The organism is Acinetobacter sp. 148 (assembly GCF_031196675.1).
In the GTDB taxonomy this organism is placed as follows: Bacteria; Pseudomonadota; Gammaproteobacteria; order Pseudomonadales; family Moraxellaceae; genus Acinetobacter; species Acinetobacter baumannii.
In genome coordinates this window covers 71,006-88,988 of the sequence record NZ_JAVIMT010000060.1, presented here as the reverse complement: position 1 = coordinate 88,988, position 17,983 = coordinate 71,006, and the positions used below count along the sequence as shown (strand labels likewise).

Annotated in this window: 16 protein-coding genes; 11 read left to right on the top strand and 5 right to left on the bottom strand. The window is 40.7% G+C overall.

Annotated features, from left to right (window positions below; translation table 11 throughout):
* Positions 1–16: 16 nt before the first annotated feature.
* On the bottom strand, positions 17–1,840 hold the full coding sequence (locus RFX69_RS09610) for an acyl-CoA dehydrogenase C-terminal domain-containing protein (RefSeq protein ID WP_001112080.1): 1,824 nt from the start codon (positions 1,838–1,840) through the stop codon (positions 17–19).
* 258 nt (positions 1,841–2,098) lie between these two features.
* Here RFX69_RS09610 and RFX69_RS09605 point away from each other — a divergent pair, with 258 nt between their 5' ends.
* Positions 2,099–4,402 carry a hypothetical protein gene (locus tag RFX69_RS09605; RefSeq protein WP_272294124.1) on the top strand — a complete coding sequence of 768 codons (2,304 nt, stop codon included), beginning with the start codon at positions 2,099–2,101 and terminating at the stop codon, positions 4,400–4,402.
* A 46-nt stretch (positions 4,403–4,448) separates the two neighbouring features.
* Here RFX69_RS09605 and aroE read toward each other — a convergent pair whose 3' ends face one another.
* The 3 genes from aroE to ribA all read right to left on the bottom strand — a co-directional run bounded on the left by aroE (position 4,449) and on the right by ribA (position 7,091).
* Entirely contained in the window at positions 4,449–5,237 is a 789-nt protein-coding gene (aroE, locus tag RFX69_RS09600; protein ID WP_272294125.1) for a shikimate dehydrogenase, read from the bottom strand.
* 173 nt (positions 5,238–5,410) lie between these two features.
* Positions 5,411–6,361: an oxygen-dependent coproporphyrinogen oxidase gene (gene hemF / locus RFX69_RS09595; RefSeq protein ID WP_001164616.1), complete on the bottom strand. Its 951-nt coding sequence runs from the start codon at positions 6,359–6,361 to the stop codon at positions 5,411–5,413.
* Between the two features lie 127 nt (positions 6,362–6,488).
* Positions 6,489–7,091, bottom strand: coding sequence for a GTP cyclohydrolase II (ribA, locus tag RFX69_RS09590; protein ID WP_078202483.1), 603 nt, complete (start codon positions 7,089–7,091; stop codon positions 6,489–6,491).
* A 303-nt stretch (positions 7,092–7,394) separates the two neighbouring features.
* Here ribA and dxs point away from each other — a divergent pair, with 303 nt between their 5' ends.
* From dxs to RFX69_RS09545, 9 genes are all read left to right on the top strand, one after another.
* Positions 7,395–9,299 (top strand): 1-deoxy-D-xylulose-5-phosphate synthase, encoded by a 1,905-nt coding sequence (dxs, locus tag RFX69_RS09585; protein WP_000967375.1) that lies wholly within the window; start codon positions 7,395–7,397, stop codon positions 9,297–9,299.
* A 122-nt stretch (positions 9,300–9,421) separates the two neighbouring features.
* Positions 9,422–10,252, top strand: coding sequence for an inositol monophosphatase family protein (locus RFX69_RS09580; protein WP_000433617.1), 831 nt, complete (start codon positions 9,422–9,424; stop codon positions 10,250–10,252).
* A 410-nt stretch (positions 10,253–10,662) separates the two neighbouring features.
* The gene (locus tag RFX69_RS09575; RefSeq protein WP_000047395.1) at positions 10,663–12,510 is read left to right on the top strand and encodes a DEAD/DEAH box helicase; all 1,848 of its coding nucleotides are present in this window, start codon (positions 10,663–10,665) and stop codon (positions 12,508–12,510) included.
* Positions 12,511–12,601: 91 nt separating this feature from the next.
* The gene (locus RFX69_RS09570; RefSeq protein WP_000471151.1) at positions 12,602–12,787 is read left to right on the top strand and encodes a hypothetical protein; all 186 of its coding nucleotides are present in this window, start codon (positions 12,602–12,604) and stop codon (positions 12,785–12,787) included.
* 126 nt (positions 12,788–12,913) lie between these two features.
* The gene (locus RFX69_RS09565) at positions 12,914–13,732 is read left to right on the top strand and encodes an ABC transporter ATP-binding protein (RefSeq protein WP_002019647.1); all 819 of its coding nucleotides are present in this window, start codon (positions 12,914–12,916) and stop codon (positions 13,730–13,732) included.
* Entirely contained in the window at positions 13,729–14,505 is a 777-nt protein-coding gene (gene mlaE / locus RFX69_RS09560; protein ID WP_001091949.1) for a lipid asymmetry maintenance ABC transporter permease subunit MlaE, read from the top strand. Before RFX69_RS09565 ends, mlaE begins: the two co-directional genes overlap by 4 nt.
* On the top strand, positions 14,505–15,185 hold the full coding sequence (locus RFX69_RS09555) for an outer membrane lipid asymmetry maintenance protein MlaD (protein ID WP_000842362.1): 681 nt from the start codon (positions 14,505–14,507) through the stop codon (positions 15,183–15,185). Before mlaE ends, RFX69_RS09555 begins: the two co-directional genes overlap by 1 nt.
* A 26-nt stretch (positions 15,186–15,211) precedes the next feature.
* Positions 15,212–15,853: a phospholipid-binding protein MlaC gene (locus RFX69_RS09550; protein WP_001093907.1), complete on the top strand. Its 642-nt coding sequence runs from the start codon at positions 15,212–15,214 to the stop codon at positions 15,851–15,853.
* An 11-nt stretch (positions 15,854–15,864) separates the two neighbouring features.
* Complete coding sequence (locus RFX69_RS09545) at positions 15,865–16,152, top strand: lipid asymmetry maintenance protein MlaB (RefSeq protein WP_000250997.1); 288 nt, start codon at positions 15,865–15,867, stop codon at positions 16,150–16,152.
* A 68-nt stretch (positions 16,153–16,220) separates the two neighbouring features.
* Here RFX69_RS09545 and RFX69_RS09540 read toward each other — a convergent pair whose 3' ends face one another.
* The gene (locus tag RFX69_RS09540) at positions 16,221–17,234 is read right to left on the bottom strand and encodes a CorA family divalent cation transporter (RefSeq protein ID WP_000888321.1); all 1,014 of its coding nucleotides are present in this window, start codon (positions 17,232–17,234) and stop codon (positions 16,221–16,223) included.
* A gap of 157 nt (positions 17,235–17,391) precedes the next feature.
* Between RFX69_RS09540 and RFX69_RS09535 the strand changes: the two genes are divergently transcribed.
* Positions 17,392–17,973, top strand: a complete 582-nt coding sequence (locus tag RFX69_RS09535) for a TIGR00730 family Rossman fold protein (RefSeq protein WP_001084310.1) — start codon at positions 17,392–17,394, stop codon at positions 17,971–17,973.
* The last annotated feature ends 10 nt before the right edge of the window (positions 17,974–17,983 follow it).

Here is a 17,983-nt window from a genome sequence, read left to right as displayed (position 1 = left end):
TACAGTCTATACATCATTAGTAGTCGAAACTAAAGTGTTCCGCTGGTAATGAAGTCAGCGTACGAGAAGTCGTTACCATTGACTCTGCATGACCTTGAGCACGTGGTAATAAACGGTCAAAGTAGAAATCTGCAACTTTAATTTTTGCTTTATAGAACTCAGGAGTTTCTTGGCCATTACCTGCTTCTAATTTTTCAGAAGCGACAACTGCTTGTTGTGCCCAGAAATAAGCCATCATCACATAGCCTGAGAACATCAAGAAATCTACAGAAGCAGAAGATACGATGTCACGATCTTTACGTGCAGCAAGCATGATACGAACAGTTAAAGTGTTCCACTGAGCACAAAGCTTTGTTAAGTCCCAAGCAAAACGACGTAAGTATTTATTACGAGCATGTGCAGCACAGAACTTTAAGATTTCAGCAGTGTATTCACGAACTACTTTACCTTTTGAGCTTAACAACACTTTACGGCCAATCAAATCAAGTGCTTGAACACCAGTTGTTCCTTCATACAAAGTAGAAATACGGGCATCACGTACGATTTGCTCCATACCCCATTCTTTGATGTAACCATGGCCGCCGTACACTTGCATACCGTGGTTAGCAGCTTCTAGGCCAAGCTCGGTCAAGAAACCTTTTAAAATTGGTGTATAGAAACCAAGTTTATCGTCATAATCTTCAAATGCAGCTTGGTCACCGCGTGTCAAAGCATCTGTCATTTTGTCAGCAAGCTGTGCTGCGTAGTAGATCATTGAACGACCACCTTCAGCGATTGCTTTTTGAGTTAACAACATGCGGCGTACGTCAGCATGGTGAATGATTGCATCAGCAACTTTATCTGGATCTTTTTTACCAGAAAGGGCACGCATAGACATACGTTCTTTGGCATATGGTAGAGCGCCTTGGAAAGATAACTCTGCATGGGCAATACCTTGAACCGCAGTACCAATACGCGCTGTGTTCATAAAGGTAAACATGGCATGTAAGCCTTTGTTTACTTCACCAATGAGGTAACCTGTTGCATTATCAAAGTTCAATACAGCAGTTGCAGAAGCGCGGATACCCATTTTGTGTTCGATTGAACCACAGCTTACAGTATTACGTTCACCTACGCCGCCATCCGCAGTTGGGATAAATTTAGGGACGATAAATAATGAAATACCACGAGTACCTGCTGGTGCATCTGGAAGACGTGCAAGCACAATATGAATAATGTTTTCTGTTAAATCATGCTCACCGGCAGAAATAAAGATTTTTGTACCAGAAATCTTATAAGTGCCGTCAGCTTGTGGTTCAGCTTTGGTTTTTACCTGACCTAAGTCTGTACCACATTGAGGTTCGGTTAAGCACATTGTGCCGCTCCATGTACCTTCAACAAGTTTCGGCATATACGTTTGTTTTTGCTCATCTGTACCGAATTGCAAAATAGTATTCATACAGCCTGAGCTTAAACCTGGATACATGGTAAATGACCAGTTCGCAGTACCCATCATCTCTGATTTAATCAGGTTTAAAGACATTGGTAGGCCTTGACCACCAAATTCTTCAGGATAAGAAAGACCTTGCCAGCCACCCATTACAAACTGGTCATAAGCTTCTTTAAAACCTTTTGGCGTTTTAACTTCGCCGTTGTCAAAATGGCAACCTTCTTCATCGCCAGATTGGTTAAGTGGAGACAGTACATTTTCACAATAATCTGCTGCACCTTCAAGAATCATATCTACTGTATCAGGATCTGCACTTTCACCATTTGATAAAGTTTTGTAGTGAGCAGGATAGTCTAGTACTTCATTCATTAAGAAGCGGATATCGTGTAGCGGAGCTTTATATGCTGGCATGGCTTTAATCCTAATTTTGAATCATTGTGGGATTATCTGAATCGATGATTTGATTATTCACTCGCATGATAAAAATACAATGTTAATCGAACCCGAAAGGAATGTCAGAAAAGCGAATTTTGTCGAAAATAAATACACCTAAAATTATAATTTCTGCTAAAGTCGGGACTTATACTTTTATGTGAAAAAACAACTAATTTTTTTTATTTTTAGCAAGTTTTGTTAAAAAGATAAAGCGATAAGGTTTTAAAAAAGGTTATGCATTTAAAATATCTCAGTTTATGTTTATTTAGTTTGGGCTTGACGGCATGTGCACAACACGGCGTGCGTCCACAGGTGGCATCTGCGAGTTTAGAGCAAAAAGCCATTCAAAGTGTTAATGCGATGTATGAATACCCAAGTTATGATTATCACGGAAACTTTAAAATTACCGTTGATCCTTCACAAATAAAGCAAAATGTAAAAGCTGAGAATACTGCTAAGCTAGACGCTGAATTACAAAAGAAAGTTGATCAATATTTACGTGAACAAAAAGTTGCCTTAAGTAAAGCACAGAAACAAACCTTATATGCGGCGATTGCAAACGAACAAGGTGATTTGGGACTGACTTCCTCAGCACGTTCTGAAAAAATTAATACCGTATTATTTAATTTGTTAAATGATCTTCAGTTTAGTTATGACGGCTCGATACATTATCGTCAAAAAATGGGTTCATTTAATTTAACTGCTAGATATGAAAAACCGACACTTTTAGTTCAGGCAAAATTGCCAATGGTGCTTGATCTTGAGAATTATAAGTTTTACATAAATTATTTTGGTTTGATGCCATATTTGGTCAATAAAGATAACCAAAATAATTTAGCTTATGTTGATTTCTCAAAATATAAAGCCTTCTTTAAAAATGTCGATAAGAAGAAATTTATTGAATACCTTAAAGCTTCAAGTGCTGTTTCATATCGATTAGCTGAACCGCAAAACTTACAACGTGTATCGTTGACTGAGGCTGATCGTAAAGCAGGGGCGGTTGAAAGAATTCGTTTAAAGACGACGGTTGAGCAACTACTTTTAGAAGTAGATTTGTTTGGGCAAGTTAATGAAAAATATCTTCAAAAAAGTGTTTTAGGTCTTGATGAGGAAAAACTTGCTGAAACGCTTGCCGCAGAGATTGCTGCTTCTGATGCGAAAAAAGGCACTGCAGGTAAAGAAGAACAAAAGGTTTCTTCTGATGACGCCGCTGCTGTTAGCCAACAGTTGTACTCCCTTGTTAATGCTCATTTAGGTAATACCTCTACTTCTGAAGATGAGGAAGTAGAGTCTGCTTCTAGTGAAGAGGCGAGTGATGTAGCTGTAGCAGAGACTGAACAAACTTCAGAAAATGAAGAAGTAGTTGCACTGACGGAAGATCAATGTATTGAATTAAAATCACTTAAAAACCCGGTCGCTTTAGGGGATATTAATTATTGCCAAATCTACGGTATTGATGTCCTGGATCAGAGCGATACAAGTATTCAAAAAGCGCAAATCAAGTCTCGTCAGGACGCTTTAAAGCAAACTTTTGAAGCTTATAACCAAAACCAGTTTATTAATGATGAAGCCTTCAAGGCTCTTTGGTTAAAACATAAGGATGAAATTGAACAAGCTTTACCGAAGCAAAGAAACCCAATCACAATTGATGTGGCTTTAGATGACAAAGGCCGTGCAGTCAATATGGATTACGATGTTGATTATACGCCAGCTGAGTTTAAGCACCGCTTCAATATTAAAGCAGATATGCAAATTCTGAATTATGGGAAAGCGACTTCAATTGATCAGCAGCAGCTTAAACAAGCTAAATCTGTGGCTGAAGCAAGTAAAGGTTCTATGCTGGAAAACTTTATTAAAGGTTTTAGTGAAAAGCTTGGGCAAAGTGATGTTTCAGAGCACCCTGTGGGCACACATAGTGATGTACAAGATTTAGATGCAAATCTGGCTGTACTTGCAGATAAAACCTATGATGCAACGCATGCTTATGACAAAACTTATAAAGCAGTATTTATTGCCAAATTGACTGCCGAAAAACCGTCATATATTAAGTATTACTCAGTTCAACAACTCCAAGAAATTGCTGAGGTTTATGCTTACTGGTTCTCTGATGAAGATACATATAATCCTCAAGGAAAAGCCTTAGAGCGTATTACCGCTTTACAGAAAAAACATCATCTTGAACAAGATGATCAGTTTGACCACGAGTTAGGACGTGCTGTAGATCATATTGTATTAACGACTATACAAGGTAAAACAGGGCGTGAAGCTTGGCAAAAGCTACAGAAGCAATATAAACAGCCAGCCCAACTTTTCTCAAAACAGTATCAGTTAGAGTTTGAAAAACAAAATGGTGTTTCTGCTGAAGAAAAGCATCTGTTATCAGAAACGGCTGATATTTTAGGGAATGTTTATGTGGCTGCTCGTAAAAAACAGCTTTCGGAAAAAACAATTCAGAACTTAAAACCTGAACATAATGAATTTATCGATTATGAAATTTTCCGTGAGGTTTATAAGCAAATGGTTGCCGCTAGAAAATAATAAGTAAGATAAAAAAGAACCTACATATGTAGGTTCTTTTTTTGGTTTATAGAAAATCTTTTAATTGTGGTCGTACATTATTCCAGATAGAGAAGGCTTCTATAGCTTGGCCTACTAACATGCCAAAACCTTCCGCATAAGGCACATTACGCTGTTTCGCTTGATCAAGGAAACTAGAAGGTTTGCCATAAGCCATTTCATAGGCATATTTAAATTTTAATTTTTCAGGTAGTTGTAAAGCATCGCCTGAAAGACTTGCCGAAGTTGCATTAATCACAATATCAAAATCGCCTTCTAAATCATTTAGGGAAATTGCTTGTAATTGGGCTTGTGGAACTGCTGTTTTTAAGTCATCTACAAGTTGTTCTGCACGAGCTAAAGTTCGGTTTGCAATGACGATTTTTTGGGTACCAGCCTGTACAAGGGGATAAATAACACCACGCGTTGCGCCGCCAGCTCCTAAAATTAAAATAGTTGTATTTTCAAGATTCCATTCCAAAGCTTGAATTGCGGCAACTAAGCCTTGGCCGTCTGTATTGTCACCATGCAATTTGCCATTTTCCATCCATAACGTATTTACAGCTTTAGCAATTTGAGCACGCTCGGTTAACACATCACATAAAGCAAAAGCTTGCTCTTTAAAAGGAACAGTAACGTTCATACCACTGCCGCCTTCTGCAAAAAAACTTCGCATGCTCGATTCAAAACCGTCAAGAGGAGCAAGCCGTTTTTGATAGTTTAGATCAACACCTGTTTTTTCAGCGAAAGCATGATGCAATTCAGGAGAGCGTGATTGTTCGATCGGATTGCCAATTACTGCAAACTGTTTGGTCATTGTTATATCCAAAATTTTAAAATGGCATGAAGCAGATAGAGTCTGCACTGAATATTCAGCAGGCCTCACTATAAGTCAAAATAGCACAAGAAAAAATATTTGAATGAAGGCAAATGGAAATCAAAAAAGGAGATTCTTTAGGGTGGAAGCCAAAGAATCCCCAAAACAAAAAATTAGGCGACTTTTTCTTCTAAACCTAACCAATCACGAGGTTTTAAATAGTAGTCAGTTAAACGCTTCTCTGGAGAGTCTTCATCCCATTCAGGGCGATAAGACCATGCAGCTAGATTAGGTAAGCTAACTAAAATCGACTCAATACGGCCACCTGTTTGTAATCCAAACAACGTACCGCGGTCATACACCAAGTTATATTCGACATATCTGCCACGGCGATAAAGCTGAAATTCGCGTTGAGCTTCGGTATAAGGCTGTTCACGGTGTTTTTCGAAAATTGGCAAGATCGCATTTAAATAACCATTACCTACTGCTTGAATATATTTAAAGCAGGTTTCGAAATCCCAGCAATTTAAATCATCAAAGAATAAACCACCCACACCACGTTGTTCATCGCGATGCTTTAAATAGAAATAGTCATCGCACCATTTTTTATGTTCAGCATAAACATTGTCACCAAAAGGCTTACACAGGTCATAAGCGGCTTGGTGCCAATTTAAAACATCTTGGTCATCTGGATAAAATGGCGTTAAGTCAAAACCTCCACCAAACCACCAAATCGGATCTTGACCTTCACGCTCTGCAACGAATAAGCGGACATTCGCATGCGAGGTTGGAATATTCGGGTTTTTAGGGTGAATGACTAAAGACACACCTAGCGCTTGAGCTTTTGCCCCTGCAATTTGAGGGTGACGTTCTGTTGCAGAAGCAGGCAGTTTACTAATGTTGATATGTGAAAACATCACGCCGCCTTTTTCAATCACTGTACCATTTTGCAGTACACGTGAACGGCCGCCACCGCCTTCAGGGCGCTCCCAATCATCAATGATAAATTCTGCTGTCCCACCACCAGCTTTTTCTTGTTGTTCTAAACCGGCACAAATACGGGCTTGTAAATCGAGGAGAAATTCGCGGACACGTTGAATATCTGTTGAAGTCGGATGTTGCATAATGACCCTCAAAGATGATCGAAATAGATTAGATACATCAAAACATAAATCCATAAAAAAAGTAAGGGATTTTTTCTAATTCCTGAAAAAATCCCTTAAATATAATTTTTAAATTTTGGACTCGAAATCAAAAATCATCTTTTTGGTAAAGGTGATCCATTCTTTCCCGTTTGGTTTTTAAATATTGTTCATTAAAAGGGTTGCGGCCGACAGTTAAAGGTACACGGTCTATGACATTAATACCTTGATCTTTGAGTGCCTGAATTTTCAAAGGATTATTGGTAATTAATTTAACTTCTTTCACTTTTAAGTGGTCGAGCATAATACTGCACATATCGTAACGACGTGCATCGGCGGGTAAATTCAGTAGTAAATTGGCATCTACTGTATCGTGCCCCTGATCTTGCAGAGCATAAGCACGAATTTTATTGGTTAAACCAATACCGCGTCCTTCTTGGCGTAAGTATAAAATTACACCTTGTCCTGCTTCATTGATGAGTTTCTGAGTGGCTTGTAGTTGTGGGCCACAGTCACATTTCAATGATGCAAACGCATCACCCGTTAAGCATTCAGAATGTACGCGAACCAAAACAGGACCCGTTGGCGGATTTTCTAACCCTTTGGAAAGTGCCACATGTTCTTCACCTGTTACGGGATCTTGAAACACAGAAATATTGAATTCACCAAAAGCGGTCGGGAGTTTTGATGTTGCAATGAACTCTATAGGCACAGATTAACTCATCTTTTAACCGAAAACGGTTTAAAGTATAGCGTAATGCTGGGAGATTGGTCGAATTGTCATAATCATTTTGCACACTAAGGTTTTCTTTTTTGTATAAAGAAGACGATAATAGTTGATAAATAGTCAGATTATTCAGGATAATCTGCCAACCATACCCATACTGTATGAGAGACTGCTTTGCATGATCTCGTTCGCAAATGTGGCTGATTGAAGGTGACTTCATTCGATTGTATGATCGACCCATTTTGACCCAGCTTAGGATTTGCCAGGCTTATAAAGGCTTTGCCACATATGTTGTATACCGAAATTCCAACTCAACGCCCTGTTACGCCATTGTTAGATGCGATTGATCATCCTCAACAATTACGTCAGCTCGAGCATAGCCAATTACTACAAGTGGCTGATGAGTTGCGTCAATATATTTTATATGCAGCAGGCCAGAGTGGTGGCCATTTCGGTGCTAACCTCGGCGTGGTTGAGCTGACGGTAGCGCTGCATTATTGCTTTAATACACCAAATGACCGTTTAGTTTGGGATGTGGGACACCAAGCATACCCACATAAAATCCTGACTGGACGCCGTGAACAAATTACGACCATTCGCGCTAAAAATGGATTGGCTGCTTTCCCAGCCAGAGAAGAGTCTGTTTTTGATACCTTTGGGGTAGGGCATTCTTCAACTGCTATTTCAGCTGGTTTGGGTATGTCTTTGGCACGTCGCTATCAGAAAGACCCATGTGAAGTCGTTTGTATTGTGGGTGATGGTGCAATGACTGCGGGCATGGCATTTGAAGCAATGAATGATGCTGTTGCTCATGATGCAGATTTAATTGTTGTACTCAATGACAACGATATGTCGATTTCTTGCAGTACAGGTGGCTTTGCCAAACATTTAGCTGCAATTTGGGAAAAAGGTCATTTAGTTAATGTCAATGAACATGGTGAAGCTTATATCCAGCCACATCCAAAATGGACATATAACTCTCGATTACACCAATCGGCAACCGACGCGGCAGATAATTTATTTAAAGCAATTGGTTTTGATTATTTCGGGCCTTTTGATGGACACGATGTCACTCAGTTGGTTCAGGTGTTCAATGCGCTCAAAAAACGCAAAGGTCCACGTTTAGTTCACGTTTATACCAAGAAAGGTAAAGGCTTTGCTCCTGCTGAAGCAGACCCTATTACTTACCATGCGATTGGCAAAATTAATGCTGCTTCGGGCGGGAAAACACCACCAAAATACTCTGATGTGTTTGGTGAGTGGTTATGTGATGAAGCTGCACAAGATGAGCGTTTGCTTGCGATCACGCCTGCAATGTGTGAAGGCTCGGGCATGGTTAAATTTGCGAAGCAATTTCCTCAGCGTTTCTTCGATGTCGCGATTGCAGAGCAGCATGCTGTAACACTTGCAGCAGGAATGGCATGCGAAGGGCTAAAACCTGTTGTCGCCATTTATTCAACATTCCTGCAGCGTGGTTACGATCAGCTTATTCATGATGTCGCATTGCAAAATCTTGACGTGACTTTTGGTATTGACCGTGCAGGCTTGGTTGGTGAAGATGGTCCAACGCATGCAGGTGCATATGACTATGCCTATATGCGTACTGTGCCTAATATGGTGATCATGGCACCGAAAGATGAAAATGAATGCCGTCAAATGCTTCATACGGCCTATGCCTATAATGGCCCGGCTGCGGTACGCTATCCACGTGGTGCAGGTGTGGGCGTCGAAATCCAAAAAGAGATGACTGTTCTTGAATTGGGTAAAGCTGAAATTGTTGCAGAAATTAAAGCAAACAGTGATGAGCAGATTACGGTTTTAGCATTTGGTAGTCGTGTCATGGTTGCTCTGGAAGCAGCTGAGCAATTTGCGCAAAAACATGACGTCAGTGTGTGTGTTGTAAATATGCGCTTCGTAAAACCGCTTGATGAACAAATGATTCGAGACTTGGCTGAGCATACTCATTTATTCGTGACAGTTGAAGAACACGCGATTATGGGTGGTGCGGGTAGTGCAGTGAATGAGTTTATGGCTCAAGAACAAATTGTTAAACCTATCATTAATTTAGGTCTACCAGACTCGTTCTTGCATCAGGCGACACATAATCAAATGCTACAAGATTGTGGTTTAGATGCTAAGGGTATTTTGAACTCGATTGAGCGAGCATGGCTTAAGGTAAATCAGGTGGTTTAATACCTCAATAAAATTTTTCGAAACATTTTTTCCCAAAAAGCGTATTCATTTGCTAAAATGGATACGCTTTTATGCATTATTCTTTGTCAAAATCTTCAAATTTGTATTGTAGTGGGTGTTCAATGGAACCTATGGTGGTGATGGCTGCGCGTGCGGCTCAAACAGTTGGTCAAGAGCTTTTAAAAGCGCATCAAAATCGTCATAAGCTCGATTTGCAAGTTGAAGAGAAAGGCATTGATGGTCCTGTAACACGTGTAGATCGTTATTTAGAACAATTGACGATTGATACATTACGTAAAAGTTATAAAAACCATAGCTTCTTAGGTGAAGAGTTCGGTTTGCAAGAGGGCAAAGGCCACGATGCAGACTGGTGCTGGGTGATCGACCCTCTTGATGGCACGCAAAACTTTATTAATGGTTTCCCTCATTTCTGTATTTCTATTGCTGTTCAGCACAAAGGTGTTACTCAGCACGGCGTAATTTACGATCCGGTACGTGACGAATTGTTCTCTGCAAGTCGTGGTCGTGGTGCAGTGATGAACCAGCGTCGTATTCGCGTAAATGTAAAAGATAGTCTAGAAAACACATTCTTGGCAGTAGGTCACCCTTACCGTGCTAAACGTGCTGGTGAAATTGTGTCTTATGCAGAACAGCACTTTGCTTCATTATTAGCTGTGACTCAAGCGGGTGCTCAAATCCGCCGTGGTGGTTCAGCTGCTCTCGACTTAGCTTATGTTGCTGCTGGTCGTTTCGATGGTTTCTTTGAACTTGGTTTAAAGCCATGGGATATCGCTGCTGGTGAGCTTATTATCAAGGAAGCTGGTGGTGTTGTGGTTGACGCACGTGGTGGTAATGATTCACTTGAAAATGGTCAAGTGATTGCATGCTCACTGAAAATGTTAAAGCCATTAATGCAAACTGTAGTTCCTGCTTGGGACAAAGCTGCAAAATAATTTAAAAAAATTATTTCTGAGTAAGACCCTCTTTTTATAGAGGGTTTTACTTTTTAATGGTCGGTAAAATACAAATAACAGTAGAAATACCGAGAAAGTTGATTAAAACACATGACTTTTAAATTCTTTCTGCTATAATCCGCCCACGCACTTAAATTTCCGTTCATTACCTGAACATTCTGTTCTATTCATTGTAAGCGCACGCTGTCCATAGAGAGGACCATTTCTTGCGCCCCAATCGCTCAGCGATTCTTCAGGTTGCGGCCGTAATCAAGCGTGCGTTTAGTCCACATCGTCGTTACTCGGATTGCTGCTGAATAATAAGATTCAGCTAATATTTGCTTTGCCGCTTTTGCCGATGTCTATTTGTATTTATTAAAAATGGAGCACCCTTTGGGGTGGAACTCTCTATGAGCAAAACTTTTGCCGAATTTTCTTTGCACGAAACCTTACAACAAGCTCTTGAAGGTTTAGGTTTTACTAACCCAACTCCTGTGCAAGAACAATCTATTCCTGCTGCTTTAGAAGGTAAAGACCTTCTTGTTTCTAGCCAGACTGGTTCTGGTAAAACTGCTGCATTCTTATTACCGACATTACATAATTTGGCAGGTCAAGATACTTTCGTTCCGTTCAAAGAACGTATGAAAGCAGTGACTCAGCCTAGCATTTTAGTTTTATGCCCAACACGTGAATTGGCTCAACAAGTTAGCCAAGACGCAATTGCTTTTGTACGTCACATGAAAGGTGTTCGTATTGCTGCAATTATGGGTGGTATGCCTTTTGGTAAACAAATTCAACAGCTTAAAGGTGCTCAAGTTGTAGTTGCGACTCCAGGTCGTTTATTAGACTTAGTTAACCGTCGTCAATTAAAGCTAGACAAAGTTGATGCTTTAATCGTGGACGAAGCTGACCGTATGTTAGACCTTGGTTTCTCTGAAGACTTAGAAGCGATCAGTGACTTGGCTGCGAATCGTGGTCAAACGTTAATGTTCTCTGCAACTTTTGCTGACCGTATTATTCGTCTTGCTGAGCGCATGATGAATGAACCTGAGCGTATTGCAATTGAAACTGGTCACAGCACCAATACTGACATCACCCAAACTTTACACTGGACAGATGGTTTCGAACACAAGAAGAAACTTCTGACTCACTGGTTGGCTGATGAAACGCTTGACCAAGCTGTTGTATTCGCGAGCACACAAGAAGATACAGATATGTTGGCTGAAGAACTTGCAGAAGCAGGTCATTCAGTTGTTGCACTTCACGGTGCAATGCCGCAAACAGTTCGTAACCGTCGTTTACGTAGTATCCGTGAAGGCCGTGCGAAAATCTTAGTTGCTACTGACGTTGCTGCACGTGGTCTTGACGTTCCAACAATTTCACACGTTATTAACTTCGGCTTACCAATGAAGCATGAAGATTATGTACACCGTATTGGTCGTACAGGTCGTGCTGGTCGTACAGGTCAAGCGATTACTTTAGCGACTTATCGTGAACGCGGTAAAATCCGTGCGCTTGAAGATTACTTAGAAGCTCGTTTAAATGTTTCTGAAATTGAAGGTTTAGAGCCATCTCCACCTCCAGCTCGTCCACGTCGTGAAGGCGGTCGTGGTGGTAACGGTGGCCGTGATGGTCGTCGTGGTGGCGGTTTCGGCGGTGGTCGTCGTTTCGAAGGTGAAGGTAACTTCAAACGTCGTGAAGGTGGTCGTGATGATCGTCCACGTCGTAGCTTTGATGATAAGCCTCGTGGTGAGCGTCCTGCTTTCGGTGGCGAAGATCGTCCACGTCGCGAGTTCAACTCAGATCGTCCACGTCGTGAAGGTGGTTTTGAAGACCGTCCAAAACGTAGCTTCGGTGGTGAAGACCGTCCACGTCGCGAGTTCAACTCAGACCGTCCACGTCGTGAAGGTGGTTTTGAAGACCGTCCAAAACGTAGCTTCGGTGGTGAAGATCGTCCGCGTCGCGAGTTCAACTCAGATCGTCCACGCCGTGAAGGTGGTTTTAACGATAAGCCTCGTTTTGATTCAAATGATGACAATCGTGGTAACCGCGTAGACTATAAACCACGTCGTGAAAACGGTTTTGGTGACCGTCCACAACGTAGCTTTGGTGGTGAAGATCGTCCACGTCGTGAAGGTGGTTTTGGTGATCGTCCAAAACGTAGCTTTGGTGGTGAAGACCGTCCACGTCGCGCAGTTCGCGAAGAACACTTTAATCAAGAATCTCGTGGTGAGCGCCGTCGTAAATTCGACCGTTAATCTTTAAGAGATTTAAAAAAAGGCCAGTTTACATACTGGCCTTTTTTATTTTTTAGTTTTGTTATAAAATAACAAAGTGTGAAACAGTTCAATGTTTATTGTAATAATGCGTAAAAGTAAGCGAAAAGAGTCGCCTTTGGCATGGTTGAGTAAATTCTTATTTCAACGTGGTTTGCCATATCTTTTTATTGCACTTGCTTTGTGCAATGGAATTTACTTTGCCTATGCTTTATTAACTGGCCATTTCGTAGACCAGTTTCAAGTTCTCGATCAATAAATTTCTTTTCAAAATCTAGCTCATATTCCTATATTAGCTTGTTTTGCTTTTGTCAAAATTACAACAAGATTCCCAAAATTCAGTGTTATAGTATGCGGGCATAAAAGTGCAGGAATGATTGCCATTATGAATAATAAAACTCCTCTCTCGACTCAATCACTGATTGAAGTGAAAAACTTGAGTTTTAACCGAGGGGAACGCGTCATTTATGACAATATTAGTTTAAATATACGTCGAGGCCAGATCACGGCCATTATGGGACCATCTGGTACAGGTAAAACGACTTTATTACGCTTGATTGGTGGGCAGCTTGTTCCCGATCAGGGCGAAGTTTTGCTTGATGGCAAAGATATTGCTCAAATGTCACGCCAGGAATTATTTGCAGCACGTGCGCGTATGGGAATGCTGTTCCAGAGTGGAGCTTTATTTACCGATATGTCGGTTTATGAAAATGTCGCTTTTCCAATTCGTGCGCATACTAAGCTTTCTGAAAATCTCATTGCAGAACTGGTCGCTTTAAAACTTGAATCGGTGGGCTTGCGTGGAACAGAACAGCTTATGCCTACTGAGTTGTCAGGTGGTATGAACCGACGGGTCGCTTTAGCTCGTGCAATTGCGCTTGATCCCGATTTAATTATGTATGACGAACCTTTTGCGGGGCAAGACCCGATTGTGAAGGGTGTTTTAACACGTCTCATTCGTTCATTGCGAGAAGCTTTAGATCTAACTACGATTATTGTTTCGCATGATGTTCCTGAAACCCTCTCTATTGCTGACTACATTTATGTTGTAGCGGAAGGGAAGATTCAAGGGGAAGGAACGCCAGAAGAATTACAAGCTTATGCTTCTCCATTTGTAAAACAGTTCTTAACCGGCTCGGCAGAAGGTCCGGTTGAATACCAGTTTAGCCACCAAGCTTATTTAGATAACGAGGTTCGTCCATGAATACGATAGCCTGGTTAGGTAGACTCGTTATTGAGCGGATTCGAGGGATTGGTGTTGCGGCACTGATGCTCTTACAGATTATTTTTTCATTACCTTCAGCGGGCGGTTTCGGACGTTTCGTCTATCAAATGCATCGTGTAGGGGTAATGTCTTTACTCATTATCACGGTATCAGGCTTATTTATTGGTCTGGTACTCGGATTGCAAGGCTACTCAATATTAGTCAATGTTGGTAGTGAATCAATGCTAGGCACAATGGTGTCTTTAACTTTACTGCGTGAGCTTGCACCGGTCGTTGCAGCTTTGCTCTTCGCTGGACGAGCAGGTTCTGCATTGACTGCTGAAATTGGTTCGATGAAACAAAGTGAACAGCTTGCCAGTATGGAAATGATTGGTGTTGATCCTTTAAAGCAAATCGTATCACCACGTCTTTGGGCTGGTATAGTCAGTTTGCCAATGTTAACCGTTATTTTTGCTGCGATTGGTATTGTGGGCGGTAAATTGGTTGGAGTTGACTTTCTTGGCGTTGATGAAGGCTCCTTTTGGAGTGGTATGCAAAATAATGTTCAATTTGGCCACGATGTCGTAAATGGCATTATTAAGAGCATTGTATTTGCTTTGCTGTGTACATGGATTGCTGTTTTCCAAGGGTATGCATGTGATCCGACACCTGAAGGCATTGCAACGGCAATGACCCGCACGGTTGTATATTCTTCATTATGTGTTTTAGGTTTTGATTTCGTGTTGACTGCGGTCATGTTCGGAGGGATTTAATGAAATCACGTACTAGTGAGCTGGCCGTAGGTATCTTTGTCATTATCTTCGGTATTGCTTTATTCTTTTTAGCAATGAAAGTGAGTGGTTTAGTGGGCACGAACTTGAGCGATGGCTACACCATGAAAGCTCAGTTTGATAACGTTAATGGTTTAAAGCCTCGTGCTAAAGTGACGATGAGCGGTGTAACAATTGGCCGCGTTGATTCAATCACGCTTGATCCGGTTACACGTTTGGCTACGGTTACTTTTGATCTTGATGGAAAACTGACAAGCTTTAATGCTGAACAGTTAAAAGAAGTTCAAAAAAATGCTTTAGACGAATTACGTTACAGTTCTGATTATACGCAAGCGACTCCAGCGCAACAAAAAACAATGGAACAGCAACTGATCAGTAACATGAACTCCATCACAAGTATTGATGAAGATGCTTATATAATGGTTGCAACCAATGGTTTATTGGGTGAGAAATATTTAAAAATCGTACCGGGTGGTGGTCTAAACTACCTTAAACGTGGCGATACTATTTCTAATACCCAAGGAACGATGGATCTAGAAGATCTTATTAGTAAATTTATTACTGGTGGTGGCGCAGGTAAGGTTGCCGCTGGTTCATCCTCAGCAGAAGAAAAAGCTCCTGCAAGTACTGACAGCAGTGCACAGCCGTCATTTGTTGAGTAAGAGATTATTTGAAGGAGTGGTTCCAGGTGAATACGTTGTTTAAACAAACCCTTACAGCAAGTATTTTGTCTACTATGATTGCTGGTACAGCTTTTGCTGCACCTTCAGAAGCACCACCTGACTTTATTAAGCGTGTTGCTGATGGCTTGATTTCTCGTTTAAAAGCCGATCATGCTAAATTGCAAAATAACCCAGCATTAGTAAAAACAATTGTACGCCAAAACTTAGACCCGTATGTTGATTCACAAGCGTTTACTCGTATTGTGATGGGTACTTATGCAACAAACCAATATAGTACTGCTGCACAGCGTGCTCAGTTTGAAACGAACTTCCGTAATACATTAATTGAGAATTACGGTAGTGCATTTGCTAAGTATACAAACCAAACTTACACGATGCGTCCATACAAGGCGACAGCTGGTAAAAACCCTGTTGTGACTTTAGATTTTAATCACAATGGTGAAAAAATTCCTGTGTCGTTCCAGTTGGCAGACAAAGGTTCGCAATGGAAAATCCGTAACATCAATGTTTCTGGTATTGATTTAGGATTGCAGTTCCGTAACCAATTTGCTGCAACTGTGAAACGTAATGGCGGTGATTTGAATAAAGCAATTGCTACGTTCCAACCTGATGCAGATGCTGCTGTTAATCAGAATAAACAAAAATAAGTAGGTGAAGAGTGGTTCAGTATCTTAACCAAGAGTTAGTTGTTTCAGGCAAAATTGATTTTGAAAATGCTGAACAACAATACCAAGCTGGATTGGCAATTATTAAAAAGCAAACAAGCTTTCCTTTAATTGTTGATTTAAAGCAGCTTGAGCATGGTAATACGTTAGCCTTGGCTGTTTTAGTGCAATGGCTACGTCAAACTCCACAAAAGTCTGGATTACATTTTAAAAATGTACCGGAGAAGATGCTGAAAATCATTCAAGCCTGCCATTTGCAAGAAGACCTACATTTGGTTTGATGAGCAAAGATAAAAAAGCACCTAAATTTAGGTGCTTTTTTATATACAAAATTTGCTGGGTAATCTCTTTAAATCCATTTTTTCCAGCGGAAATAAATGATAGGCCCAATAAAGAAACCAATAATAATTAGTAAAACGATAATAAAGCTGGTTGTACCGTGTGCGAAAGGAAGTACATCAGTGTTCATACCATAGATACTGGCGATTAACATAGGTGGTGCCAACATACTTGGTAATATCGAGAATCGACGGATCGTATCGTTTTGTTCAGTGTTAATAAATCCTGACGTTGTATCAAGCAAGAATCGTACTTTTTGAAATAAGAAAGCGTCATGTTCGACAAGCGAGCGAACATCCTCACTAAGTTCTCGAATATCTGCATCGTAGATATGACTGCCTAAAGCACGTGGACGAGACAAAAACGTTAAAACACGGCGCAAATCAATTAAACAGAGCTGTGCTTTTCCAAGCATGTCTTCTTGTTGTGCCAAGCGGGTAATCATGTCATCAAGATCTAAAATCTGTTCACGTTGATGGTTATTGAGAACCTCGGTTGAGTATTTTTCTAGATCCTTGTGGATATCTTCCAAGATATCCGCAAGCTCATCTAGCTTTGCTTCAAGTAAGCCCAATAAAATCCATGTTGGATCTTTATAATCCATTTCGTAGTCATTACGACGAGCTCGAGCACGAAAAGCACGAAAGGCAACTAACTTTTCACCACGTAAAGTAAATAAGCGGTCTTTATGTAAGATGAATGCAACAGTCTGCACCATGGCAAGCATATGGGAAGAATCTTCGGCATCCCCATCAACCTGATAATTTTTATTTTTCGTTAAAAAATAGGTGCTGATATGCAAAATACCGTCATCATCACGGTAGAATCGAGCAGAAGATGAAATGTCTTCTAACGACTTTAGTGTAGGTAAGTTCTGATTGTAAGCATCTAAGACCCATTGTTGTTCTTCTTGAGAGGGTGCAATAAGATCAAGCCATACTAATTCGGGATGTAGATCAAATCCACCATTGATGGTGGCATCTTCCAGACTTCCGCGTTCTGTGGCATAAAAGGCTTCAAGCATGTGTCTTTTTTCCTTACGCAGTCTGATGGAAATTGATGGGTGTATTTTAGACAAGGATTTGCCGAAAAACACTTGCCAATACGCTATTTTGCAAAAAAAAACTCTGTCGATAGTCTAGTTTGTCAGCATGACAGTTCAATAAAACGGTTTTTATACTATGAATTCAATTTGTATTTTCTGTGGTTCATCTCTTGGTTCAAACCCAATCTTTCAACAAATTGCTCAATTAACCGGTGAAGCTATTGCTAAACAAGGTAAAACACTCGTTTATGGCGGTGGCCGTTCTGGTTTAATGGGTGTTGTTGCTGATAGTGCTTTGCAAGCCGGCGGGCAGGTCATTGGGGTAATTCCTCGTGCTTTAGTTGATCGCGAGTTAGCTCATCCTGGACTGACAAAATTATATGTCGTCGAAAATATGCATGAGCGTAAAACCAAAATGGCAGATCTGTCGGACGGTTTTATTGCTTTACCAGGTGGGGCAGGTACATTGGAAGAAATCTTTGAACAATGGACATGGGCACAATTAGGTATTCATCAAAAGCCGTGTGCTTTTCTAAATGTAGCTGGCTTTTATGAAGATTTGCTTAAAATGATTCAAGGAACTGTAGATAACGGATTTAGCCAAGCACGGTTTGTTGATAAATTGATTGCCTCAGACAAAATTGAAGATATTCTTCAACAATTTGAGCAATATCAGGCTCCTGCTCCGAAATGGACAAATGCCGACGTTCAACCATAAATGAGGTTAA